Consider the following 24,080-nt stretch of genomic DNA (forward strand, 5'->3'; position numbering starts at 1 on the left):
TTTAGCTTTGAATTTTTTAAAATACCGGATTATCGACAGCGAACATTTGCTGGTCTTCCAGTCGATAAGCCATCAGCTGATTACCCCAGACACAACCACCATCGACATTCTGAATTCGCTCAGAAATGGTTTTACCCTGTAAGGCAGCCCAATGCCCAAATACAATTTGATGGGTTGCGGCAGTTTTCGATTCAAATTCAAACCAGGGCTTAAAGCCTTCCGGCATTGGATCATTCAGAGAGTCTTTAAAACTGTATTCTAAACGTCCTTCTGTATCGGTTAAACGCATCCGGGTCAGGTAATTCACGATACAGCGTGTACGCTCATGACCTTCTAATTCATCTGACCAGAGTGTAGGCTCTTTCCCAAACATTTCCTTTAAGAAAGTATCCACCACCTCAAAATCATCATGGGCAATAATGGCTTCTACTTCTTTAGCCAATTCAGCCGTCTTGGCTGCATCCCAGATATTGGGAATACCGGCATGGGTCAGTACCGTCTGTTCATTCGGAAACAGACACATCGGCTGTTTACGGATCCAGTCAATTAACTCATCACTGTCGATCGCATCAATCACATCACGGACATTATCCTTGTCTTTAATCGGCTTAATACCGCGTGCATAAGCCAGCAAAGTCAGGTCATGATTACCCAGCACTGTTGCCGCCACGCCATTATCGACAAGCTTTTTAATGAAGCGTAATGCACCCAGCGAGTTTTCCCCTCTAGCCACCAGATCACCAGCAAACCAGACAAAGTCCTGATCAGAATCAAAACGGATTTCTTTCAGCAGTGCCTTCAAGGCTTCAAAACAGCCTTGTACATCACCAATCACATAATTGTATCGAACAGTGCGGGTCATTATTTTTAAGCTACCATTTGATCAGATAAAGCCACAAATTGGGCAAGTGACAGTATCTCTGGACGTGCCATTGGATCCACACCTGCCTTTTCAAAACCATCTTCAACCAGCATCCCTTTCAGGCTATTACGCAAAGTCTTACGGCGCTGGGTAAATACATGCGATACCAGATGAGCCAAAGCTTTTTCATTTTTTGCCACGATCGGTTTTACATCGTACGGCTCCAAACGGAACACGGCAGACGTCACTTTTGGTGGCGGATTGAAAGAGCCTGGCGGCACTTCAAACAGGAAAGTCGGTTTGCAGTAATACTGGATCATGACCGACAAACGACCATATTCTTTGGTATTTGGTGAAGCTGTAATACGATCGACCACTTCTTTTTGCAGCATGAAGTGCATGTCTTTGACTTTGTCACCAAATTCCAGGAGATGGAACAACAGCGGTGTCGAAATGTTATAAGGCAGGTTTCCGACTACACGTAACGGACGACCTTCTTCAAACAAATTGGTGAAATCGTATTTCAGCGCATCTGTTTCAATAATGGTTAAACGTTCAGGATGCGGCACACGACCCGGCAAACCAGCGGCCAAGTCACGGTCCAGCTCAAGTACGGTCAAGGCATCACATTCACCAATTAAAGGAGATGTCAAAGCAGCCAGACCCGGACCAATTTCAACAATATTTTCGCCTGCACGCGGATTTACGGAACGCACAATTTTGGCAATGACACGTTGGTCATGTAAGAAGTTTTGACCAAAACGCTTACGCGTGTGATGCCCTTCATCTTTTGGGTTTAAGGCATTAATCTGATACATAGACATTTCCAACGTGTAATAAAGACGAGATCATTGACGCGCTAAATCCAGCGCCAAGTCCACAGCCACATGTAAGCTTGAGCTTTTCGCAAGGCCTGTACCTGCGAGGGAGAGTGCTGTGCCGTGATCGACAGAAGTTCGGATAAACGGTAAGCCCAAAGTAATATTGATGGCTTCACCAAAGCCCTGAGATTTTAACACAGGTAAACCCTGATCGTGATACATCGCCAGAACAGCATCGGCATCTTTCAAATTTTCAGGGGTAAATAAAGTATCTGCAGGCAGGCTCAGGCTCATATTGATACCCTGAGCGCGATAGCTTTCAAGCGCAGGATTGATCACTTCAATCTCTTCCATCCCCAGATAACCGCCCTCACCTGCGTGTGGATTTAAACCGCAGACCAGAATATGCGGATGTTCAATTTTGAATTTGGATTTCAGGTCATGAATCAGGATATCAATCACCTGATGCAGGCGTTCCGGAGTAATCGCATCAGCAACTGCACGAAGTGGAAGATGTGTGGTTGCTAAAGCCACGCGCAAGGTTTTGGTTGCTAACATCATCACCACACGCGGTACACCTGCAAATTCCTGGTAATACTCGGTATGACCGCTAAAATGGATGCCTGCATCGTTAATTACCGACTTTTGCACTGGTGCAGTCGCTACACCCACGCTTTTATTCGTCATAGCATATTCAGCTGAACGACGTAGCTGCTCCAGTACATAAGCGGCATTATGGCTATTCAGCTGTCCTAGTACTACCGGCTCTTTTAAAGGCACATGCTCGACATAAAGCTGACTTTTTTCTGAAGAAATCGTTTGCCCTGTATATTCAATCAGTTCAACCAGAAGTTTTAACTGCTGTGCCCGTTGACGGAGCATTTCCAGATCGGCAAGTACCACCAATGGACGTTCATCAATACGATCCGCCAGACTCAGGCAGATATCTGGACCAATTCCGGCAGGTTCACCACTGGTAATATATAAAGGCAGCATGACTTTCTTCTGTATTATCAATTGTCCTTATTTTAGTACAAATTTCACAGGGAAAGTTTTAGATAAAGGTTTAGATGATGTTTATTCAAATAATACTATACCTTTCTCATTATATTAAAGAAAGATAAACCGGACGGACGTCAATAAATCCTATAAAGAGTTTCAGGCAATCATCTCAACACTCGACACGTTTAGCTTTTGGCATTTTCAGGGAGGATTGTCTCAAGTTTAGAAAGTAAACCTAAGCAGAATCGAAGACGGGCCATTTGCTAAAGAAATACATATTAAAAAACAGGTGAATCCATTCATACAAAGATGTGCCCCCTAGTCTTAGATCCGTTTTATTATTTAATGATTAATCATATGGGCTTATAGGCTAAAAATCCTACTGGTCATTCATTGAAAGACGTTGTAAAATACAGCGCTTGAAATTTTATATTTTCATTGTGGTTCTCCCGGCTTTCGGGTAGAATTCGGTCTCCTTTTGTTTGGACAGCTTCCATAGTCCAAACCAACTATAATAGGTAGTGGTTTAATGAAAACTCTCAGCGCTAAGCCAGCTGAAGTTCAACACGACTGGTACGTTGTTGATGCTTCTGGCAAAACTTTAGGTCGTCTCGCGACTGAAATCGCTCGTCGTTTACGCGGTAAGCATAAAACTTCTTATACTCCTCACGTTGACACTGGTGATTACATCGTTGTTATCAATGCTGAGCAAGTCCAAGTGACTGGTAACAAATCACTTGACAAGAAATACTATCGCCATACTGGTTTCCCTGGTGGTATTCGTGAAACTAATTTTGAAAAATTAGTTGCTCACAAACCAGAAGAAATTTTCCAACGCGCTGTAAAAGGCATGTTGCCAAAAGGTCCTCTTGGTTATGCAATGATCAAAAAAATGAAAGTGTACGCTGGTACTGAGCATCCACATACTGCTCAACAGCCACAAGTTTTGGACATCTAAGGGATACAGCACATGGCTACTAACTATGGTACAGGTCGCCGTAAGACCGCAACTGCACGTGTTTTCCTATCTGCTGGTACTGGTAAACTCGTAATCAACAACCGTTCTTTAGAACAATACTTCGGTCGTGAGACTGCTCGTATGGTTGTTCGTCAACCTCTTGAACTTCTTGAAGCGACTGAGAAATATGACCTTTACATCACTGTTGCTGGTGGTGGTATCGGTGGTCAAGCAGGCGCTATCCGTCACGGTATTACTCGTGCACTGATCGCTTCTGACGAAACTCTTAAACCTGCTCTTCGTCAAGCTGGTTTCGTTACTCGTGATGCTCGTGAAGTTGAACGTAAGAAACTTGGTTTACGTAAAGCTCGTAAACGTCCTCAATTCTCTAAACGTTAATTCGTTTACCGAATCGGACAAAAAACCCTGGTGTATACCAGGGTTTTTTTATGGCTTGAAAATGACCACTTAATATTATTTTTATTGTCATTGTTCATGCACATCCTTACCCCATACCCCTTCATGACACCAGAAGGATTTGGTCAGATAATAATTCGCAACACCGATGATAATAAACAGAATAATTAAGCCAAAATTCATGATCATGTTGTTCTGCTCCTTTCATTTTTTTCTACTCTACCCTGCCTTAGTCCAATTGGCTTTTTATGCTTCGTGCTTTTTAGGTTGATTTTTAGTATCCTAGTCTATTCATTAGAACTTAATCAGGATTTATGTCAGTCGAAAGCGCGCCACTTCAAGGACTCACCTTATATAGCCATGCCGATGACTTTCGTTCCCATTGGATTCGCTACGTACTTGCCGAAAAGCAGATTAAATATAACCTGATCCTGGTCGATAGCGATGATGAAGATCTGGCCAGCCTCAATCCTTATAACCAGCTGCCCATGCTGATTGAAAATGATTTAAAATTATTCAATACCAGCATCATTTCCGAATATATAGACGATCGTTACCGCCAGAACAAGCTCTATGCAGATGCCCCCATGCCTCGTGCGGAACAGCGGCAATATATCTGGCGTTTTGAAAATGACTGGCTCAAACTGGCAGATATCATGCTATGCCATCCGGATACTCTGGACGCTGCAGCCAAAGTGAAGGCTCAAAAACAGTTGCATGATATCCTGATTTCATTAACGCCCCTGTTCCAGCATTTTCCTTATTTTATGTCGGAACAATTCAGCATCTTAGATTGTATGCTGGCTCCCATTTTCATTCGACTCAAAAGCATGGGAGTAGAATTACCTCGACAACAATGTCGTCCATTTTATTTATATTGCCAACGAGTTTTTAGCCGTCCTGCATTTGCAAAATCCATGACCTTGCAGGAAAAAAACCGCTACCAAGAGCAAATCAAACCTGTAGAGAAACATCATGTCTGAACAAGAATTCAACTTAAGTCCTACCCGTCCCTATATGGCACGTGCAATCTATGAGTGGATTTGCGATAACAATATGACGCCTTATCTGCTGGTCGATGCTACACGTCCAAATACCATGGTACCCGAGCAGTTTATTAAAGATGGCCAAATTGTCCTGAATATTGTGCCGCATGCAGTTCATGCGCTAAATATGGATAATGAAGCCATCACCTTCTCAGCACGTTTTGGTGGCGTATCACGTGATATCTATGTACCGATGGCAGCAGTCCTCGGGATCTATGCACGTGAAAATGGTCAAGGATTATTCTTTGATCCAAATGAATATGAGCATACACAAAGTGATGAAGATGCTTTAAAATCAAGCACTGAAGAACAGCCTGAACCCGCAAAGAAAAAACCAACCCTAAGGTTATTAGATTAAAAATAATGGAGTAAGTGAATGGCTTTTGATTTAGTACAATATTTTGTTGAACAGATAGAAACTCAAAAGCCTGAGCTTCTACAAGGCTATACAAAAGAAGAAAGACGTAAATATATTTCAGAAATCAATGCTCTCACTTTAGGCAAACTGATTAGCGAATGGCGTAACAATCCGCAAAAAATATATAATGAAATCAAGCATCCAGATAAACTTTATATTCTGGAAATCGCCCGTCACCTGACTACCCGAGTGGAAAACAAGTCAACTTTACCGAAACCCGAGCTGGAGCAGCTCACGTCTGAAATTTTCCATTTTCAGCTGACTGAATTGAAGCAGTTACATGATACTGGCAATCATAATCAGACCAGTATCCAAGAGCTGTTGAAAGGACAAATTGAACATTTGTCTGGGCAGGCAGATGATTGGGTTTGGACAACAAATAACCTAACAGAACTCAAAGGCTCTAAACCAATTCATGAAGAAGAGCTATCATTAGAAGCATCAATGAAGGAGTTTAGCCAAATGGTTCATCAAAATAGCCAGCATCATGATATTGAAGAAGTTGCTGTTGTAGAAACACCAACCTGGGCAAAAATCGTTGAGCCAGTGGTTGCGCTTGCGATTCTTTGGGTATTGATTGAAGCAGTATTACGCGTATTTGCATAACTACTTCAACCTCAAAAATTTAGTTTTACTAAAAGCCAATGAGATATTGGCTTTTTTTATTCTTTAAATTTATTAGAGAATGAAGTGAATCTATTTTTTCAACTGAAATTTTTACCTAATTAGTTCCATAATCCATTCAAAATATTTTATTACATCTTTTAGATTAAGGTGAGATTATAGATTAAAAAATAATCACAGAATCATTTCACATATCCTTAAATAAAAAGATAAACGCATCACATAATTAAAAAGTACAAGTTAAAAATTAAGATATAAAGTAAAACATTAAATTTTATATGGTTTTTATTTCAATTGTAATTTACTCCCCCATTTTTATAATGAATTTGAATGAAAAAGATAATATTCGAACTTCATCAAATACAACTAACGCATCAACTATTTTTATAACAGGGAAATAATTATGGCTAAGGTAACCTAAGATACACTTACAGACATTGATGGTTTCGTTGCTGTAGCATTAGCTGATGGTGAAAGCGGCTTGGCTCTGGCAACTCAAGATGGTGGCAATATCGATCTTGAACTTGCAGCAGCCGGCAATACAGAAGTGGTTCGCGCAAAACGCCGTGTAGCGAATTCATTAAACCTGAATGACTCGATTGAAGATATTCTGATTACGCTGGGCAAGCAATATCATCTCATTCGCCCACTCGAAAAGAATAACAATGTATTCCTGTATCTTGTACTGGATCGTTCTAAAGCAAACCTGGCTATGGCTCGTCATGAGCTTAAATCTTTTGAACAAGGTTTAGACTTTAGCTAATACACAGTTTTCCCCTTTATTTCATGTAATAAAGGGGATCCTTATGCGCTTCACCCAATAAAATATAAACTTTAATCGAGACTTAAAATGCATAGGCATTATATTCATATTGGAATAGCAGGTTTAAGTATTCACGATGCAGATAAACTAAAAAAACTTTACAACACATCATTCCTGACCATTTTATCCTGCAATGGAACACTGCTTCCGATCCTCATCTCGATTGCCTGTTGGTGTATGAATACTTTCTTGAAACAGAGGGTATTCAACGTGTTCTCAAAAACCAAAAATGCCCTTATTTATGCATTTCTAAAAATACTCAATACTCGAACCAGATTATAAATAATACGCTCGCTTTACCCCTGCAAAATACACAAAATCTCAAGCACTGGTTTGAGCAAAACGTCCTAAATTCAGAAATTACCTCAGAAATAGAAGAACCTATATTTTCAGCCCCCATTCAGATCCAGCAATCTTCTGACCATCCTTACACCATTAACTTTTTTAAAGAGATGCTGCATCCTGAAAAAGGTAAATTACATCTCTATGATCAGCATGGCACCATTGCCATTATTGACTCAGCAAAAAACCTGGCCTGGTTAAACAAAGACCGGGCTGAAACTGGCACAGACTTTTCTTTTCAATATGACTTCGCATCTACTAGCGACCTCTTAAAAGTGACACGTAGAGAAACGCAGATTCTCCAAGACTGGTTATGGAATTTTTTCTGGAACTCGCCTAGTTTTGCTCAGATCGCACCTGAAGATGGTCATTATAAAATTCATTACTGGCCAAAGCCGGCTCATCCGCTGCATAAAAAACGTATTTTTCAGATATCAGCCTGTTTTATTCAAGGGGCTAAAATTTCAAAAATTGCTGAACAACATGCAATTTCTTTACTCACGCTTCGACAATTTATCGCAGCCAGTATGGCTTCAGGAAATATTGAAAAAATTAATGCTTGGGAAAGTCGCTATCGCACCACTGAGCCAGTTGAAAGAATAGAACAGCAAAATTTCATTAAAAGCTTTTTTGGAAAGCTTCGATTTAAATTTGGATTTTAATAAAGTAAATACTTATGATTTTACAACAATATAAAATCGTTTTTGCGGGCTCCATGGGCGCAGGTAAAACAGCCGCGATACGTTCATTATCTGATATACCAGTGTTACTCACTGAGGCACTGAATACTGACGACCGCAGCCATACAAAAATGGAAACCACGGTAGGAATCGATTATGGTGAGATCACATTAGAAGATGGAACCAAAATTGGCCTGTATGGGACGCCTGGACAAAGTCGCTTTGACTTTATCTGGCCTGTCATCTGTCAAGGCGCACTAGGTGCCATTATCCTTATTGATCATACAGTGAGTGATCCGATCCAAGAACTGGAAAGCTATATCGAAGTATTCCAGGAATATACCCATAATATTGCCATTGGGATTACGCACAGTGATCTTGAAAGCCCTCATTTTACCCAGATTTATAAGGACTGGCTGATCCAGCAGGATCTCTATACCCCCCTCTTTTTTGTAGATGCTCGTCAAAAAGACGACATCTTGCTTCTCTTAGAAGCCCTCATTACTTCAATCGAAGTCAACCATAACCTCATGAGCTAAGGATTAAAGCATGCTTACTATACAAGAAAGACGTCAAGCCCCCGAAGCCCTCGTTCAGCATGCCAAACAGCAAATTCAGGAGATCATTAGCAATGTTCGTGGCGTATATTATGTAATGGTCTGCTCAACAGATGGGTTTGAATTGGCCACAATTCATAAGAAAGACAACTATAACAATAGCAAGCTTGCTGCTGTGAGTAGCTCGATTTTAGCGATGGTTTCTGCATTTACTAAAGAGATCCATCTTACTGGCTGTCAGAGCATTACTTTGGATGCAGAAAATGGTAAAGCCATTTTGACAGCGGTTGCAGCACCGAAACACCCTCTTATTCTGGTCACTTTAGCCGAAAAAGATATTTTATTGGGTCAGGCCCTGTATATGCTGAAGAATGCCACACAATCCATTATCGCTGCAGATCAATAAATATGTCTTGTCCTGAAATAGATTGACAGTATTCCACTTCAAACCGAGTTAAGCAATTAGCTCGGTTTTAGTTTGCTCATACGTCTGATTCGGGGTGTTCATATTTAAACTTAAATGTGGTCTATAGCAATTATAAATCATAATAGATTCCGCAATTAAGTGATCTAACTCCTTCATGGTTTGACATCGTGTAATTAAAAACTCCTGCTTTAATATTCCATTAATCCGCTCTGCTAATGCATTCTGGTAACAGTCTCCTCCATCTGTCATAGAAGGACATACCCCATAATGGCGTAATGCCGATTGATATAGTTCAGAGCAATACTGAGAGCCTCTGTCTGAATGATGAATCATCCTTGTCGCTCGATCCGTCACATGCTGCATCGCCATATGTAGAGCCTGCACAACATTCTCCGCACGCATATCATTCGATAACTTATAACCTTTAATCTGACGGGTATAAGCATCTGTCACTAAGGATAAATAATGTACGCCTTCAGCACTCTCAACATAAGTAATATCACTAACAAAGACTTCGTTGGCTTGCACTGCTGAATAATCCTTTAATAAATTTGGATGCTTCTTCATCCAATGCTTGCTATCCGTAGTTTTTGTATAGCGACGCTTGGGGCGAATCAATAAATTATGCTCTTTCAATATTTTAAATAACTGATCCCGTCCACACTTTAAACCACGCTGCAACAATTTGCCTTTAATAAGCCAATACAGCTTACGTGTTCCGATACTTGGCATGAGACAACGATATTCCATAACCAACTCAAGTATTTGTTCAGTTGCTTGTGCAGTCATTTGAGCACGTTTTTCTGCTTGATAATAAGCTTGTCGGGTGATTCCCAACCACTGACAATAACTTGAAACGCTTAGTCTTCTTTGGCTTTGCCAATCTTTGAAACGTGCTCGGTATACTTTTTTCCAAGATCAGTCCCACATTCTTTATCAATGTGATAAATCACATCCTGAATAAATTCAGTTTTAAGCTTTTCTGCGGCTAACTGCTTTTCTAATTGGCGGATTCGTTGTTGGGGGGTTAATTGGCGTTTAGAAGAAGTCGGCATATTCGAAGTCCAGTCCTGTTGTCCGTGCTTGCGTAACCATACCAGCACAGTTGATCTTCCTTGAATACCATATTTTGCCTGAGCTTGTTTATAAGTAATTTGCCCTTTTTCTACTTCATGTACAACCATCATTTTAAAGGCGAAGCTATAATCACGTTGTGTGCGTTTAACTCGTTGTTCTTGTGCATGTTCCATAAAATAAGTCTCTTAAGGTGTAAACTTATTTCAGGACGGGACAATAGATAGATTCAAAAAGGCTTAAATTTATTTAAGCCTTTTTCTATTTCATCTTTATTTCACGCATAAAAAAAGCCCCCTGCATGAGCAGAGGGCTTTTGGAATAATGAGCTGGCGATGACTTACTCTCACATGGGAGACCCCACACTACCATCAGCGCTAAGAGGTTTCACTTCTGAGTTCGGGAAGGGATCAGGTGGTTCACTCTTGCTATGGTCGCCAGCACAACTGGTATGCTTACTCGCTATGGTCTTATTTACGTTGCTTGCGCTTCGTTTGCCTAGCTTTCTTCAAATAGAATGCATTAACAGATGTATCTGAGTTCTTGCGAGTAGAACTAAGCAGTGCTTAATTATACTCTCATTTGTTCGATTAGCTTAACTAAATCAAGTTTTTGTCTGATCGTTAGATCAATATGAAATCAATTGATGCTTTATATACAACTGCTTGGGTGTTGTATAGTCAAGCCTCACGAGCAATTAGTATTGGTCAGCTTCATGCATCACTGCACTTCCACATCCAACCTATCAACGTCGTAGTCTTCAACGGCTCTTTAGGAGACATAAAGTCTCGGGGAAATCTTATCTTGAGGTAGGCTTCCCGCTTAGATGCTTTCAGCGGTTATCCCTTCCGAACATAGCTACCCGGCGATGCGACTGGCGTCACAACCGGTACACCAGAGGTTCGTCCACTCTGGTCCTCTCGTACTAGGAGCAGATCCTCTCAAATTTCCAGCGCCCACGGTAGATAGGGACCGAACTGTCTCACGACGTTCTAAACCCAGCTCGCGTACCTCTTTAAATGGCGAACAGCCATACCCTTGGGACCTGCTTCAGCCCCAGGATGAGATGAGCCGACATCGAGGTGCCAAACACCGCCGTCGATATGAACTCTTGGGCGGTATCAGCCTGTTATCCCCAGAGTACCTTTTATCCGTTGAGCGATGGCCCTTCCATACAGAACCACCGGATCACTAAGACCTACTTTCGTACCTGCTCGACTTGTGGGTCTCGCAGTTAAGCGCGCTTTTGCCTTTATACTCTACGCGTGATTTCCGACCACGCTGAGCGCACCTTCGTACTCCTCCGTTACTCTTTAGGAGGAGACCGCCCCAGTCAAACTACCCACCAGACATGGTCCTCGCTCCCGATCAGGGAGCAGAGTTAGAACCTCAATATTACCAGGGTGGTATTTCAAGGACGGCTCCATGGCAACTAGCGTCACCACTTCAAAGCCTCCCACCTATCCTACACAAGTAAGATCAAAGTTCAATGTCAAGCTGCAGTAAAGGTTCACGGGGTCTTTCCGTCTAGCCGCGGGTACACCGCATCTTCACGGCGAATTCGATTTCACTGAGCCTCTGCTGGAGACAGCGCCGCCATCATTATGCCATTCGTGCAGGTCGGAACTTACCCGACAAGGAATTTCGCTACCTTAGGACCGTTATAGTTACGGCCGCCGTTTACTGGGGCTTCGATCAAGAGCTTCGCTTACGCTAACCCCATCAATTAACCTTCCAGCACCGGGCAGGCATCACACCCTATACGTCCACTTTCGTGTTTGCAGAGTGCTATGTTTTTAATAAACAGTTGCAGCGGCCTGGTTTCTGAGGCTGCCAACAGCTCAAGGAGCAAGTCCTATCACCGCCGGCAGCGTACCTTCTCCCGAAGTTACGGTACCATTTTGCCTAGTTCCTTCAGCAGAGTTCTCTCAAGCGCTTTGGTCTACTCGACCTGACCACCTGTGTCGGTTTCGGGTACGATTCCAGTGTAACTGAAGCTTAGAGACTTTTCCTGGAAGTATGGTATCAGCCACTTCACCAGTAAACTGGCTTGCTATCAACTCTCAGCATAGAGTACCCCGGATTTGCCTAAGATACATGCCTACAGTCTTCCACCTGGACAACCAACGCCAGGCTGACTTAACCTTCTCCGTCCTCTCATCGCATTACACTGAAGTATTGGAATATTAACCAATTTCCCATCGACTACGCCTCTCGGCCTCGCCTTAGGGGTCGACTCACCCAGCCCCGATTAACGTTGGACTGGAACCCTTGGTCTTTCAGCGAACGGGTTTTTCACCCGTTTTGTCGTTACTCACGTCAGCATTCGCACTTCTGATACCTCCAGCATGCTTCTCAACACACCTTCATCGGCTTACAGAACGCTCCCCTACCACTTGCAATAAATTGCAAATCCGCAGCTTCGGTACATAGTTTTAGCCCCGTTACATCTTCCGCGCAGGCCGACTCGACTAGTGAGCTATTACGCTTTCTTTAAAGGGTGGCTGCTTCTAAGCCAACCTCCTAGCTGTCTATGCCTTCCCACATCGTTTCCCACTTAACTATGATTTAGGGACCTTAGCTGGCGGTCTGGATTGTTTTCCTCTTGACTACGGACGTTAGCACCCGCAGTCTGTCTCCCGGATAGTACTCATTGGTATTCGGAGTTTGCATCGGTTTGGTAAGTCGGGATGACCCCCTAGCCGAAACAGTGCTCTACCCCCAATGGTATTCGTCCGAGGCGCTACCTAAATAGCTTTCGGGGAGAACCAGCTATCACCGAGTTTGATTAGCCTTTCACCCCTATCCACAAGTCATCCCCTGGCTTTTCAACGACAGTGGGTTCGGTCCTCCAGTTAGTGTTACCCAACCTTCAACCTGCTCATGGATAGATCACCCGGTTTCGGGTCTATACCCAGCAACTAAACGCCCTATTAAGACTCGATTTCTCTACGGCTCCCCTATTCGGTTAACCTCGCTACTGAATATAAGTCGCTGACCCATTATACAAAAGGTACGCAGTCACCACACAAAGTGGCTCCCACTGCTTGTATGCATGCGGTTTCAGGATCTATTTCACTCCCCTCACAGGGGTTCTTTTCGCCTTTCCCTCACGGTACTGGTTCACTATCGGTCAGTCAGGAGTATTTAGCCTTAGAGGATGGTCCCCCTATATTCAGACAAGGTTTCACGTGCCTCGCCCTACTCGACATCATCATATCAGCCCTTTCGTGTACAGGACTATCACCCACTATGGTTGCACTTCCCAGAGCATTCCACTAAAACTGATATGACTTAATGGGCTGTTCCCCTTTCGCTCGCCGCTACTGAGGGAATCTCAATTGATTTCTTTTCCTACGGATACTGAGATGTTTCACTTCTCCGCGTTCGCCTCATAAACCTATGTATTCAGTTTATGATACCGACCTTATAGCCGGTGGGTTTCCCCATTCAGACATCTCCGGATCACAGGATATTTGCCGCCTCCCCGGAGCTTTTCGCAGGCTATCACGTCTTTCTTCGCCTCTGACTGCCAAGGCATCCACCACATGCACTTAATTACTTGACTATACAACCCCAAACAGTCGTTCATCCCTACAAGTAGGATAAACAACATAATCAACCAATCACTCAGTTAATTACACAGTTAGAGTCTCGTGAACTTAATCACTGTACAGCTTCAATTAGATTCATATACCAAAACGCTTGATTCAGTTAATTTCGCTAGTTCTCATTCAATCACTTCAACAATCAATCTTGCGATCTCCTGTTTCCGCTCTTTCATGAGTATGAACAAATTATTTCAACTCAAATATATTCTGTTAATGATTTAATGCATCCTCGTCGGATTGCATTACTGTGATAAATCACAGAGATTATCAAGTGGTGCGTATCTTAACGCTTCTACTTGTTAATCTCTAGGATCTAAACACTTGATCGCTTAGGAACTAAACATTCACACCACTGTATGATCACATACTGCGCGAAGCGTAGCTTCTTGCTTAAATTTCAAGGAAAAACGTTGTTTTTCTGGTCTTGAAATTTGGTGGAGACTAGGAGAGTCGAACTCCTGACCTCCTGCGTGCAAAGCAGGCGCTCTACCAACTAAGCTAAGTCCCCAGCTTATCAATTAAGTCAATGTTTCTGATTTTCTGTTTTCTGGCAGATGGTGGGTCTGACAAGACTTGAACTTGTGACCCCACGCTTATCAAGCGTGTGCTCTAACCAACTGAGCTACAGACCCTCAGATACATCGTCATGAAGAACAACTTGTTGTGGATTCTTACCAATCGTCAATCTTTCGTTAAGGAGGTGATCCAGCCGCAGGTTCCCCTACGGCTACCTTGTTACGACTTCACCCCAGTCATCGGCCACACCGTGGTAAGCGTCCTCCCTAAGGTTAGACTACCTACTTCTGGTGCAACAAACTCCCATGGTGTGACGGGCGGTGTGTACAAGGCCCGGGAACGTATTCACCGCGGCATTCTGATCCGCGATTACTAGCGATTCCGACTTCACGCAGTCGAGTTGCAGACTGCGATCCGGACTACGATCGGCTTTTTGAGATTAGCATCTGCTCGCGCAGTAGCAACCCTTTGTACCGACCATTGTAGCACGTGTGTAGCCCTGGCCGTAAGGGCCATGATGACTTGACGTCGTCCCCGCCTTCCTCCAGTTTGTCACTGGCAGTATCCTTAAAGTTCCCACCCGAAGTGCTGGCAAATAAGGAAAAGGGTTGCGCTCGTTGCGGGACTTAACCCAACATCTCACGACACGAGCTGACGACAGCCATGCAGCACCTGTATCAGAGTTCCCGAAGGCACCAATCCATCTCTGGAAAGTTCTCTGTATGTCAAGGCCAGGTAAGGTTCTTCGCGTTGCATCGAATTAAACCACATGCTCCACCGCTTGTGCGGGCCCCCGTCAATTCATTTGAGTTTTAGTCTTGCGACCGTACTCCCCAGGCGGTCTACTTATCGCGTTAGCTGCGCCACTAAAGCCTCAAGGGCCCCAACGGCTAGTAGACATCGTTTACGGCATGGACTACCAGGGTATCTAATCCTGTTTGCTCCCCATGCTTTCGCACCTCAGTGTCAGTATTAGGCCAGATGGCTGCCTTCGCCATCGGTATTCCTCCAGATCTCTACGCATTTCACCGCTACACCTGGAATTCTACCATCCTCTCCCATACTCTAGCTAACCAGTATCGAATGCAATTCCCAAGTTAAGCTCGGGGATTTCACATTTGACTTAATTAGCCACCTACGCGCGCTTTACGCCCAGTAAATCCGATTAACGCTTGCACCCTCTGTATTACCGCGGCTGCTGGCACAGAGTTAGCCGGTGCTTATTCTGCGAGTAACGTCCACTTATCCCGGGTATTAACCAGGTAAGCCTCCTCCTCGCTTAAAGTGCTTTACAACCAAAAGGCCTTCTTCACACACGCGGCATGGCTGGATCAGAGTTGCCTCCATTGTCCAATATTCCCCACTGCTGCCTCCCGTAGGAGTCTGGGCCGTGTCTCAGTCCCAGTGTGGCGGATCATCCTCTCAGACCCGCTACAGATCGTCGCCTTGGTAGGCCTTTACCCCACCAACTAGCTAATCCGACTTAGGCTCATCTATTAGCGCAAGGTCCGAAGATCCCCTGCTTTCTCCCGTAGGACGTATGCGGTATTAGCGTCCCTTTCGGAACGTTGTCCCCCACTAATAGGCAGATTCCTAAGCATTACTCACCCGTCCGCCGCTAGGAATCAGGTGCAAGCACCCTATCCCCGCTCGACTTGCATGTGTTAAGCCTGCCGCCAGCGTTCAATCTGAGCCATGATCAAACTCTTCAGTTAAAATCATTTCGAACTTTATAAGTAAAGTTCTTAAACTTGGCTCATCAATTTTCTGACTTAAATTTCGCTCAAATAAACTTCGAGTAATTTAAACCAATCAATCAATGAAAATAATTTCGATCAATCAACCAGTAAAAATCCACACAAGTTGTTCTTCATAATCTCTTAATGATCTTCTTGCTACTTCGTCAGTAGCAAGCTAGGTCGGCTATATTACTCTCTATCTCTAGAAAGTCAACCAGTAATGAAAATTATTTTTAAACTTTCTTTCTAAAACCTAACTCAACCATTTCATGCTAAGTTACTGTTTTATCAGAAGTTTTAATCTTCATCACCGCCGATGGATGTGCATTCTACAGCATTTCAGAGGGCTTGCAATACCTTTTTCAAATAAATCTTACCGCATGTCTAATTTTTAGCCTTTTATGAAGTTTTTATTCATTTATTATACAATTTTGCTTAAATTACGCCTATTCCTAGTAATACAGTTTATTATTCCGGGTTAAACAACGCCACTATACTCAGAACAAGGCTTTGGGGTTTCCTTATGCATCGCTCTATTTATTTATCTTTATGCTTATTTTCTTTGGCCTCTAGCCCATTAATTTTTGCTGAAGACACTACTCAGTCTGAACAGACTGAAATAGAAACTGAATCTTCTACTACTGCTACGGTTCCACTCAGAGAAAAAATATCTTCTAAAGTGAGTCACCTGCAAACCCAGCTAAAAGTCGATGCTAGCGCTGCACAGGCTGAAGAAGTTAAAGATCCTTTCCAGGGCTGGAATAGAAAGGTGTATCAATTTAATGATGCAATCGATCAGGCAGTTGTTCGCCCCATTGCGGTTCAGTATCAGGAAAAGGTTCCTCAAGATGTGCGTGGCAGCTATACCCAGTTCCGTAGCAATTTAGGTGAACCATGGAATGCGGTAAACCAGTTGATTCAGGGCCGTCCTGCTCGTGCAGCAAAATCTTTGGGCCGTTTTACCCTTAATACCTTAACTACTTTAGGTCTGGCAGACCCAGCCCGTCGTCTGGGACTGGATCATGAAGATGAAAAGTTCGGGATTACGCTAGGTTATTACGGTGTACCTTCCGGTCCTTATGTGATGTTACCGTTCCTAGGCCCAAGTTCTGTGCGTGATACTTTCGGTATGGCAGTCGATAGCCAGACCCGTCCACAGAAATATATTCTTGAAGATGATGAAGGCTTGTATTGGGGTGATCAATTCTGGCGTGCAATTGATAATCGTGCAGAATTACTTGATATTGAAGGTGTGTTAACAGGTGATCGTTATGCACAAATTCGCGATATTTATTTGCAACGTACCAATTATATGATCGCCCAGAAAAAAGGTCTGGAACAGGAATCTTTATTCCTTGAAGATGACTTCGATGATGAAAATCTTGAAGATGAATCTTTCGATGAAAATGAGACTGAATCTTCTAGTGATGACCTTTGAAACCTAAGCTCAATGATGATTTGCTAGCGAAAACCGTTCGCTAGCAATCATTTGCTTGTTATAGTACATCTTATAACTCATTCCAGGATCGAACTACCTGTCTATGTATTTCATTCAACCTACTCGCGATATTCCTTATTTAGATCAAGTGCTTGAGAAGCTTCCGCACGTTCAAGTAATCAAGCTGGAAGATCACGAGTTGTACGATGCAACGATTATTGCCATTGCAGATGTACATGATTATCTGAAATACAAGTGGAACCTTCCGACTGTAGTATTAGCGCTGGAAAATGAAGGAACAGCCTTGGCACAAGCTTGGGAACAAGGCGCTTTGGCAGGCTGGATCTGGAATAAACTGCCTGAACAACCCGATATCGCATTACAAAAAATTGATGCGCAATATAAGCGTAATCAGGATAGTCGTGACCTTCCTTCTGCGGCAGAGCTACAAAAACGTTTGCTACCGAATGAAATTGAATTAACCAATTATGCGGTTGAAACCTATTTTCAGCCTTCTGCCTATCTATCTGGCGATTGGTATGATTACTGGAAAATCAGCGATAAAGAAGTCATTTTCTATCTGGCAGATGTTTCTGGTCATGGCGTTACCAGCAGTTTATTAACATCCTGGATGGCAGCCTTTCATGGACGTTCGAAAACGCCTCGTGAGCTGATCAAGAAGCTGAACGGGATGCTGGTTCAGGAAAATATTGAAAAACATATTACCATGATTGCCGGAATTCTGAATCTGGAAACCCATGTCTTGAAATGGTCTAGTGCTGGCCACTACCCTCCTCCGATTATCTTTGAACCGAATCAGGAACCTAAAATCCTGTCATCCAGCAGCTTTCCTCTTGGCCTCACTGAAGACCTTGAGGTAGAAGAAAATGAATATATCCTCAGCCGCAATGCACGATTTATTATCTGTTCAGATGGAGCATTGGAGCCGTTTAACGGCGGTCTGAATGAACAATTTTCCCAATTATTGCATCACTTACAGAACGAATCCTTCGAAGCACCCGAACATGTTGCCGACGATATTGCCATTCTCAGCTTTATAAGAGTGAAATAGCAGTATAATCACAAGCTTTATAAGCACTTAATTTGATTGCGACTTTCAGCTACTTGAGTATCCGTAGACCCTATGGGATAATTTAATATCCTTCTCTGCAAATGGCATTTATATGTCAACAGGTCATGTTGAATATGCAAGCTTGAATGGAACGCATATTTTTAAGCTTATCGGCGAAGTGCGGGCCCAATCTTGTATTAGTCTAGACAAATTACTGAACAAACTTGAGCAGCAGGACAACGTTGTTGGCGCAATTGTTGATCTGACTGAAACCAGCTTTATTGACAGCACTGTACTGGGTGTCCTAGCAAAATTAGGACTTAAACTTAAGCAGTTCCATAAGATCCAGGCGGTGATGTTGTCGACTAACTCTGATATCACGACTCTGGCCAACAGTATGGGCTTGGGGCAGGTCTTTGTCATTTTGGATTACTGCGGTGATTCAAATGTATGTACGCGTAAACTGATGGAAGAACATGTGACGCATCAAGCAATGCTGAAAACTGTTCTAGATGCACACAAGACTTTAATGCGGTTAAATCAGAGCAACCAGAATATGTTTGAGCCCTTGGTCAAACAGTTGCAAAAAGAACAAGATAATCTAGATCAAGTGTCTGAACAAAAGGTATGAACACACAATAAGGAATCCCTATGACTTTACTTTCTGTTGCACAGATGAATTCCCAAAATGAAATTGAGCAAAATTTCATGACCATCGAATCATTAATTCAACAAAGTAAAGCAAAAGGTGCTGAGCTTATTGTCTTTCCTGAAAATTTCGTCTGTTTTGCTGCTGGTAAGCAGCGCGAAACTGCAGCTCAATTCGAGAGCATTCAACAACGCCTGGAACAACTAGCGCATCAATATCAGATCTGGATTATCGCAGGGACATTACCCTGTCCTTATCGTCCTGATGGTTCGATTATTGAAGATGGCCGGGTTAGAACCGTAAGTCTGTGTATTAGTCCAGAAAAAACTGAAGCTCGCTATGATAAGATTCACCTCTTTGACGTGCAGGTCGGTGATGCTGTTGGGGGCTATCAGGAATCCCAATTCTTTGAACCAGGTACCGATGTCGTCGTTGCGAAGACGCCTTTTGGCAATATTGGCATGATGGTCTGCTATGACCTGCGCTTCCCTGAACTTGCGCTTCATTTACGTACACAAGGTGCAAATATTTTGACTGCACCATCTGCCTTTACCTTCACCACTGGCCAAATGCACTGGCAATTATTATTGCAAGCACGTGCTATGGATACCCAATGCACAGTTCTTGGCGCTGCTCAACAGGGCTGGCATGGTGAAAAACGTCAAACTTGGGGACATGCCGCTGCCACAAACAGTCGTGGTCAACTTCTCGATATGGTGCATACCGAAGGCGCACAGATTATTACGGTTGATTTTGATTTGACTGAGCAGGCTAAAGTGCGTGAGTCTATGCCACTCATGCAGCATCGCAAGCTGCTACAATTCTCTTAATTCAGACTTTCCACCGTATTCTCATTCGCTTGCATAAATTAACAAAATCCCTGCTTATTCTTCCCTAGAAATTATGGAGCATAGAAGTTCCATAAAAGAACAAGCAGGAAATACTCTCATGTCATTAGAAAAAGCAGTATATACCGCACGTGCCAAAGCTACAGGCGGTCGAGATGGCCGTGCAACCTCTGACGATCAGATTCTGGATGTAAAACTGGCAGTGCCTAAGGAAATGGGTGGCCCAGGTGGCGGGACCAATCCTGAACAATTGTTCGCTGCAGGTTATTCAGCCTGTTTTTTAGGTGCCATGAAGTTTGTTGCCAACCGGGATAAAATCAATATTAGCAAAGATGCCCATATTGAGGGTGAAGTTGGCATTGGTCCGATTCCTACCGGTTTTGGCATTGAAGTGACTTTAAATATTCATTTAGAAGGAATGGAACAGGACGAAGCTCAAAAGCTGGTCGATGCCGCACACATCGTTTGTCCTTATTCAAATGCAACCCGAAACAATATTGATGTTACTTTGAATGTCATCACCTAAGTCTACATAAGCATTCCACTCTCTATCCTGAAAAATCAGAAGTCATTTCAGGATAGAGCTGATTATTCTTATAAAATTTTAATCAAAATTGCTTTGTGCTATTTAATAGAAAAATAATCATTTGAGATATTTACTTAAGAAAACTGCGCCTTCCTATCACAACGAATAAAAATTTACTCTGCCGCCTCATTGGTCACACGCAAAACTTCTTCAATAGTCGTTTTACCAGTCAGCACTTTACGTAAACCATCATCACGAATTGAACCAGATTGCTGACGTGCATAGGTTTCCAGCTCATATTCAGCCGCATTACCATGAATCAGACGGCGCATATGCTCATCAACCGGTACAATTTCATAAATGGCGGTACGTCCACTAAAGCCGGTATTACCACACCGTTCACAACCGTGCGGTTGAGGTAATCTTAAATCCTGTGGATGCTCAATATGTTCAAACAGATTCTTTTCAAATGCATCCGCATCCTTCCAGGTCGCACAATGCGGACATAAGGTACGTACCAGACGCTGAGCAACTACCCCAATTAAGGAGCTGGATAGCAAGAATGGCTCAATTCCCATGTCTTTTAAACGGGTCACTGCACCAATCGCAGTATTGGTATGCAGCGTTGACAATACCAAGTGACCTGTCAGTGAGGCTTGAACTGCAATTTCTGCGGTTTCCAGATCACGAATCTCACCGACCATCACCACATCCGGATCCTGACGCAACATGGCTTTTAAAGCACGAGCAAAGGTCATGTCGACTTTGGTATTTACCTGAGTCTGACCAATCCCTTCTAACTGATATTCCACCGGATCTTCAGCCGTCAGGATATTTTTGGAACCATCATTTAGATCAGAAAGTGCTGCATATAAGGTAGTGGTCTTACCCGAACCGGTAGGTCCAGTCACCAGAATAATGCCATGAGGACGATGCACCAGGGTCTTGAGTCGATCATAATCGTTATTCATCAAGCCCAGATGAGTCATATTTAGACGGCCAGCCTGTTTGTCTAGCAATCGCATCACCACCCGCTCCCCATAAGAGGATGGCAAGGTTGAAACACGGACATCGACTTCACGCCCTGCCAGACGCAAGGAAATACGTCCATCCTGAGGAATACGTTTTTCTGCAATGTCCAGCTTGGCCATGACCTTGATCCGTGATACCAGTAATGGCGCCAGCTCACGACGTGGCTGCACAATTTCACGCAACTGCCCATCGACACGCAAGCGTACCGAAAGTCGTTTTTCGAAAGATTCCACATGAATATCTGAAGCTCCAACCCGGATTGCTTCAGACAACAAGGCATTGATCAGACGGACAATAGGCGCATCATCCTCCTGATCCATCAGATCTTCGGCTTCAGGGACCGAATCAGCAAGGCTTAATAAATCCGGGTGATCTTCCAGACCAGCCGCGACCTGCTGTGACTCACCACTATCGCCGGCAAAACTGGAACTGAGTAACTGATTGAATTCTTGTTCTGTACAATGTTGATACTGGGCCGGATGACCCAGCAAACGGCGTGCTTCCTGTAATGCAAGCATAGATGTATTATCACGACGGACAATAAAAGCCTGATCTCCCTCATAACGCAACAGCACACCATGACGTTTCGCAAAGCTATACGGGATTTGTAATTGTTTCAGTACTTGCATCGCAGATTATAATAATGATGAAAAAATTTAAATTGAGTGTACTCTAAGCATATGACAGCGTGAAGTATGTTTTCAAAGATTTAGCAAGAAAGGATGCCAACATTGCCCCAAGATCAAGAGGAATTAAACCTGCAGTCTCCCCGAATCCAATGGTGGGGAGAGCAAAGTTTTGAAATTAACGAGTCCAAGGCCTGGCAATTTGGCTCTCTGCTGTTTCGTTTGACCCGAGGCTTGCAGGAATGGCGACTAGAATATTACCGTCCGAGGGTTCAGTACGATTATGAACAGCAATGGCATCAGATCAGTGACCCACTGTTTGCATTTCCAACCCCGGTAAAAATTGAACGCTATATGTTCAAATCTACCCAAAGCAAATTACAGCTTATGCCTCGGCTGGCAAATCGCTCTGTGGTGATTAAACCGGTTGATCCGATTTATATTCCGGCTGGACAACGTGGAACGCTCTATATCAGCACTCCGCTATGGATTGCCGGTTTTGTCGAAGGTCAACGTGAACCGATTTTTGATCTTCCAGTGATTTTACCGAAAGACACCTGGTTTGGACCCAATCATCGTTCCGGTGAAATTTGCTATGCTACCGCGGTCGACGGAAGAACCGAGCTAGAACAATTACGTCCTCGTGCATTCCGTGCTGTGACTCCAATTGAATTTCATAATACCAGTCACAAGCAACTACGTTTCGATCGTATGAATGTTCCAGTACCTGCATTACCTCTCTTTTATAGTGCCAGCACTGAACGTCTGTGGACCTCGCAGATTAAGGTTTTGCATGAAGGTCTGGATCGCCCACCCCGGATCCGGGTAGAAAACCGTACCCCGCCCAATGCGGGTGAAGTAGATTATTTACACCCACCGCGTGATCCGGCGGGAAATTTATTTAATATGTTTGATTCATTTTTCTAAGAGCGTGTGATGCCAAATTCGAATATTCCAACCGAAGTCACCAACAGTCTCAAGGGAGTATTTACTAATATTAATACCGATCGCCTGACTGAAATCGTCGTCGCGGTTGTGCTGTGTTTTATTGGTTTCCTGATCGCACGTTTTTTTTCGAATGCTTTTATCCGTACTATTGGTATACGCTTTAATGCGCATCAGCAAATGGTCTGGCGTCGTGGGATTTTCTACTTTATTTTCCTGCTGTTTGTAATGGCAAGTTTAAAGGAGGCTGGCTTTAAGCTGAGTGTTTTCCTTGGTGCAGCAGGTATTTTAACTGTGGCCTTGGGTTTCGCATCCCAAACCTCTGCATCCAACCTGATCAGCGGTATCTTCCTGATTGGTGAAGGATCTTTTGAGGTCGGTGATACCATTCAGATTACACTGATTCGTGGACATACCGTTGAAGGTGAAGTGATTTCGATTGATCTGCTCTCGGTCAAACTGCTTACCCAAGATAATATCTATGTACGTTTACCGAATGAACAGCTGATTCGGGCTCCGGTACATAACCTGTCCAAGTTTCCAATCCGGCGTATTCCGATTACCTTGGCTATTAATTTCCATGAAGACATCATCAAGGTGCGTGAAGTACTGCTTGATGTTGCCAATAAATATCCGCTGGTTCTGGCCGATCCAAAGCCTGCAGTCACAGTCACCGCCTTCCGTGAATCTTCGATTGAACTTTTGTTTGCGATTTGGTGTCAGCAGGAAAATTATCTGAAAGTCCGTGATGAAATGCAGGAACGGATTCGAAATGGCTTTCTCGATAACCAGATTGAAATTCCGGTACCGAAAATGGGCTTTGTTGATCATCCACTGGCTCGCCCACTGGAAAATGAAGACGTTGATCAATATGCCAATGAGAAGGAGCTGAAGAGAGAGCCGGATTTAAAATAACTTTTTCTAAATCACTCCTCACCTCCCTTTACTAAGGGAGGAACTGTCATAAAAAGCCTGTCTTTCTTTTACATATCGCTTAAAGCAGTGCTTTAAGCTCGTTCAGGGTTTG

The 24,080-nt window shown here is 43.4% G+C and carries 21 protein-coding genes, 2 tRNA genes and 3 rRNA genes; 16 read left to right on the forward strand and 10 right to left on the reverse strand.

Annotation, left to right across the window (positions count from 1 at the left end):
• Window positions 1-16: 16 nt before the first annotated feature.
• From O4M77_RS11500 to pdxA, 3 genes are read right to left on the reverse strand one after another with little or no spacing between them, the layout of a single operon-like run.
• Window positions 17-862, reverse strand: a complete 846-nt coding sequence (locus tag O4M77_RS11500; RefSeq protein ID WP_323713482.1) for a symmetrical bis(5'-nucleosyl)-tetraphosphatase — start codon at window positions 860-862, stop codon at window positions 17-19.
• Between the two features lie 5 nt (window positions 863-867).
• Window positions 868-1,680 carry a 16S rRNA (adenine(1518)-N(6)/adenine(1519)-N(6))-dimethyltransferase RsmA gene (rsmA, locus tag O4M77_RS11505; protein ID WP_323713483.1) on the reverse strand — a complete coding sequence of 271 codons (813 nt, stop codon included), beginning with the start codon at window positions 1,678-1,680 and terminating at the stop codon, window positions 868-870.
• 30 nt (window positions 1,681-1,710) lie between these two features.
• The gene (pdxA, locus tag O4M77_RS11510; RefSeq protein WP_416359233.1) at window positions 1,711-2,679 is read right to left on the reverse strand and encodes a 4-hydroxythreonine-4-phosphate dehydrogenase PdxA; all 969 of its coding nucleotides are present in this window, start codon (window positions 2,677-2,679) and stop codon (window positions 1,711-1,713) included.
• 535 nt (window positions 2,680-3,214) lie between these two features.
• Between pdxA and rplM the strand changes: the two genes are divergently transcribed.
• The 9 genes from rplM to O4M77_RS11555 all read left to right on the forward strand — a co-directional run bounded on the left by rplM (window position 3,215) and on the right by O4M77_RS11555 (window position 8,956).
• On the forward strand, window positions 3,215-3,643 hold the full coding sequence (gene rplM / locus O4M77_RS11515) for a 50S ribosomal protein L13 (RefSeq protein WP_004785249.1): 429 nt from the start codon (window positions 3,215-3,217) through the stop codon (window positions 3,641-3,643).
• A gap of 12 nt (window positions 3,644-3,655) precedes the next feature.
• A complete protein-coding gene (gene rpsI / locus O4M77_RS11520; protein WP_004785251.1) occupies window positions 3,656-4,042 on the forward strand; it encodes a 30S ribosomal protein S9 in 387 nt (128 codons plus the stop codon).
• Between the two features lie 332 nt (window positions 4,043-4,374).
• Window positions 4,375-5,043 (forward strand): glutathione S-transferase N-terminal domain-containing protein, encoded by a 669-nt coding sequence (locus tag O4M77_RS11525; RefSeq protein ID WP_104425777.1) that lies wholly within the window; start codon window positions 4,375-4,377, stop codon window positions 5,041-5,043.
• Window positions 5,036-5,464 carry a ClpXP protease specificity-enhancing factor gene (locus O4M77_RS11530; protein ID WP_034704105.1) on the forward strand — a complete coding sequence of 143 codons (429 nt, stop codon included), beginning with the start codon at window positions 5,036-5,038 and terminating at the stop codon, window positions 5,462-5,464. The genes O4M77_RS11525 and O4M77_RS11530 overlap by 8 nt, the downstream gene beginning before the upstream one ends.
• Window positions 5,465-5,482: 18 nt before the next feature.
• A complete protein-coding gene (locus O4M77_RS11535) occupies window positions 5,483-6,130 on the forward strand; it encodes a hypothetical protein (protein WP_159123653.1) in 648 nt (215 codons plus the stop codon).
• A gap of 454 nt (window positions 6,131-6,584) precedes the next feature.
• Window positions 6,585-6,911, forward strand: a complete 327-nt coding sequence (locus O4M77_RS11540) for a roadblock/LC7 domain-containing protein (RefSeq protein WP_323714104.1) — start codon at window positions 6,585-6,587, stop codon at window positions 6,909-6,911.
• 233 nt (window positions 6,912-7,144) lie between these two features.
• The gene (locus tag O4M77_RS11545; protein ID WP_323713484.1) at window positions 7,145-7,975 is read left to right on the forward strand and encodes a hypothetical protein; all 831 of its coding nucleotides are present in this window, start codon (window positions 7,145-7,147) and stop codon (window positions 7,973-7,975) included.
• A gap of 14 nt (window positions 7,976-7,989) precedes the next feature.
• Complete coding sequence (locus tag O4M77_RS11550; RefSeq protein WP_313484583.1) at window positions 7,990-8,532, forward strand: GTP-binding protein; 543 nt, start codon at window positions 7,990-7,992, stop codon at window positions 8,530-8,532.
• A gap of 10 nt (window positions 8,533-8,542) precedes the next feature.
• Complete coding sequence (locus O4M77_RS11555) at window positions 8,543-8,956, forward strand: roadblock/LC7 domain-containing protein (protein WP_004785266.1); 414 nt, start codon at window positions 8,543-8,545, stop codon at window positions 8,954-8,956.
• Between the two features lie 48 nt (window positions 8,957-9,004).
• Here O4M77_RS11555 and O4M77_RS11560 read toward each other — a convergent pair.
• From O4M77_RS11560 to O4M77_RS11585, 6 genes are all read right to left on the reverse strand, one after another.
• A protein-coding gene (locus O4M77_RS11560; protein WP_159124595.1) for an IS3 family transposase occupies window positions 9,005-10,227 on the reverse strand; the annotation gives its coding sequence in 2 pieces (ribosomal slippage) (window positions 9,005-9,891 and window positions 9,891-10,227; 1,224 coding nt in all).
• Between the two features lie 151 nt (window positions 10,228-10,378).
• Window positions 10,379-10,493: ribosomal RNA gene (gene rrf / locus O4M77_RS11565) — 5S ribosomal RNA — on the reverse strand.
• Window positions 10,494-10,727: 234 nt separating this feature from the next.
• A 23S ribosomal RNA gene (locus tag O4M77_RS11570) occupies window positions 10,728-13,619 on the reverse strand.
• A gap of 475 nt (window positions 13,620-14,094) precedes the next feature.
• Window positions 14,095-14,170: transfer RNA gene (locus tag O4M77_RS11575), tRNA-Ala, on the reverse strand.
• Between the two features lie 47 nt (window positions 14,171-14,217).
• A tRNA-Ile gene (locus tag O4M77_RS11580) sits at window positions 14,218-14,294 on the reverse strand.
• Window positions 14,295-14,355: 61 nt separating this feature from the next.
• Window positions 14,356-15,893: ribosomal RNA gene (locus O4M77_RS11585) — 16S ribosomal RNA — on the reverse strand.
• The 16S, 23S and 5S rRNA genes sit together here with 2 tRNA genes alongside, the layout of an rRNA operon.
• A gap of 547 nt (window positions 15,894-16,440) precedes the next feature.
• On the opposite strand from O4M77_RS11585, the gene O4M77_RS11590 reads away from it, so the two are divergent.
• The 5 genes from O4M77_RS11590 (at window position 16,441) to O4M77_RS11610 (ending at window position 20,450) form a co-directional block, all read left to right on the forward strand.
• Window positions 16,441-17,355, forward strand: a complete 915-nt coding sequence (locus tag O4M77_RS11590) for a VacJ family lipoprotein (protein ID WP_323713485.1) — start codon at window positions 16,441-16,443, stop codon at window positions 17,353-17,355.
• 103 nt (window positions 17,356-17,458) lie between these two features.
• Entirely contained in the window at window positions 17,459-18,427 is a 969-nt protein-coding gene (gigA, locus tag O4M77_RS11595) for an RsbU family protein phosphatase GigA (protein ID WP_323713486.1), read from the forward strand.
• A gap of 112 nt (window positions 18,428-18,539) precedes the next feature.
• Entirely contained in the window at window positions 18,540-19,058 is a 519-nt protein-coding gene (gigB, locus tag O4M77_RS11600; protein ID WP_323713487.1) for an anti-anti-sigma factor GigB, read from the forward strand.
• Window positions 19,059-19,078: 20 nt separating this feature from the next.
• On the forward strand, window positions 19,079-19,906 hold the full coding sequence (locus tag O4M77_RS11605) for a carbon-nitrogen hydrolase family protein (RefSeq protein ID WP_323713488.1): 828 nt from the start codon (window positions 19,079-19,081) through the stop codon (window positions 19,904-19,906).
• Window positions 19,907-20,024: 118 nt separating this feature from the next.
• Complete coding sequence (locus O4M77_RS11610) at window positions 20,025-20,450, forward strand: organic hydroperoxide resistance protein (protein ID WP_323713489.1); 426 nt, start codon at window positions 20,025-20,027, stop codon at window positions 20,448-20,450.
• 173 nt (window positions 20,451-20,623) lie between these two features.
• Here the strand turns inward: O4M77_RS11610 and gspE are convergent, their stop codons facing one another.
• Window positions 20,624-22,111 carry a type II secretion system ATPase GspE gene (gene gspE / locus O4M77_RS11615; protein WP_180179890.1) on the reverse strand — a complete coding sequence of 496 codons (1,488 nt, stop codon included), beginning with the start codon at window positions 22,109-22,111 and terminating at the stop codon, window positions 20,624-20,626.
• A gap of 93 nt (window positions 22,112-22,204) precedes the next feature.
• Here gspE and O4M77_RS11620 point away from each other — a divergent pair, with 93 nt between their 5' ends.
• Window positions 22,205-23,035: a hypothetical protein gene (locus O4M77_RS11620; RefSeq protein ID WP_312332943.1), complete on the forward strand. Its 831-nt coding sequence runs from the start codon at window positions 22,205-22,207 to the stop codon at window positions 23,033-23,035.
• Window positions 23,036-23,044: 9 nt separating this feature from the next.
• Window positions 23,045-23,968, forward strand: coding sequence for a mechanosensitive ion channel family protein (locus O4M77_RS11625; RefSeq protein WP_004783545.1), 924 nt, complete (start codon window positions 23,045-23,047; stop codon window positions 23,966-23,968).
• Window positions 23,969-24,080: the final 112 nt, after the last annotated feature.

It is taken from the genome of Acinetobacter sp. YWS30-1 (assembly GCF_033558715.1).
In the GTDB taxonomy this organism is placed as follows: Bacteria; Pseudomonadota; Gammaproteobacteria; order Pseudomonadales; family Moraxellaceae; genus Acinetobacter.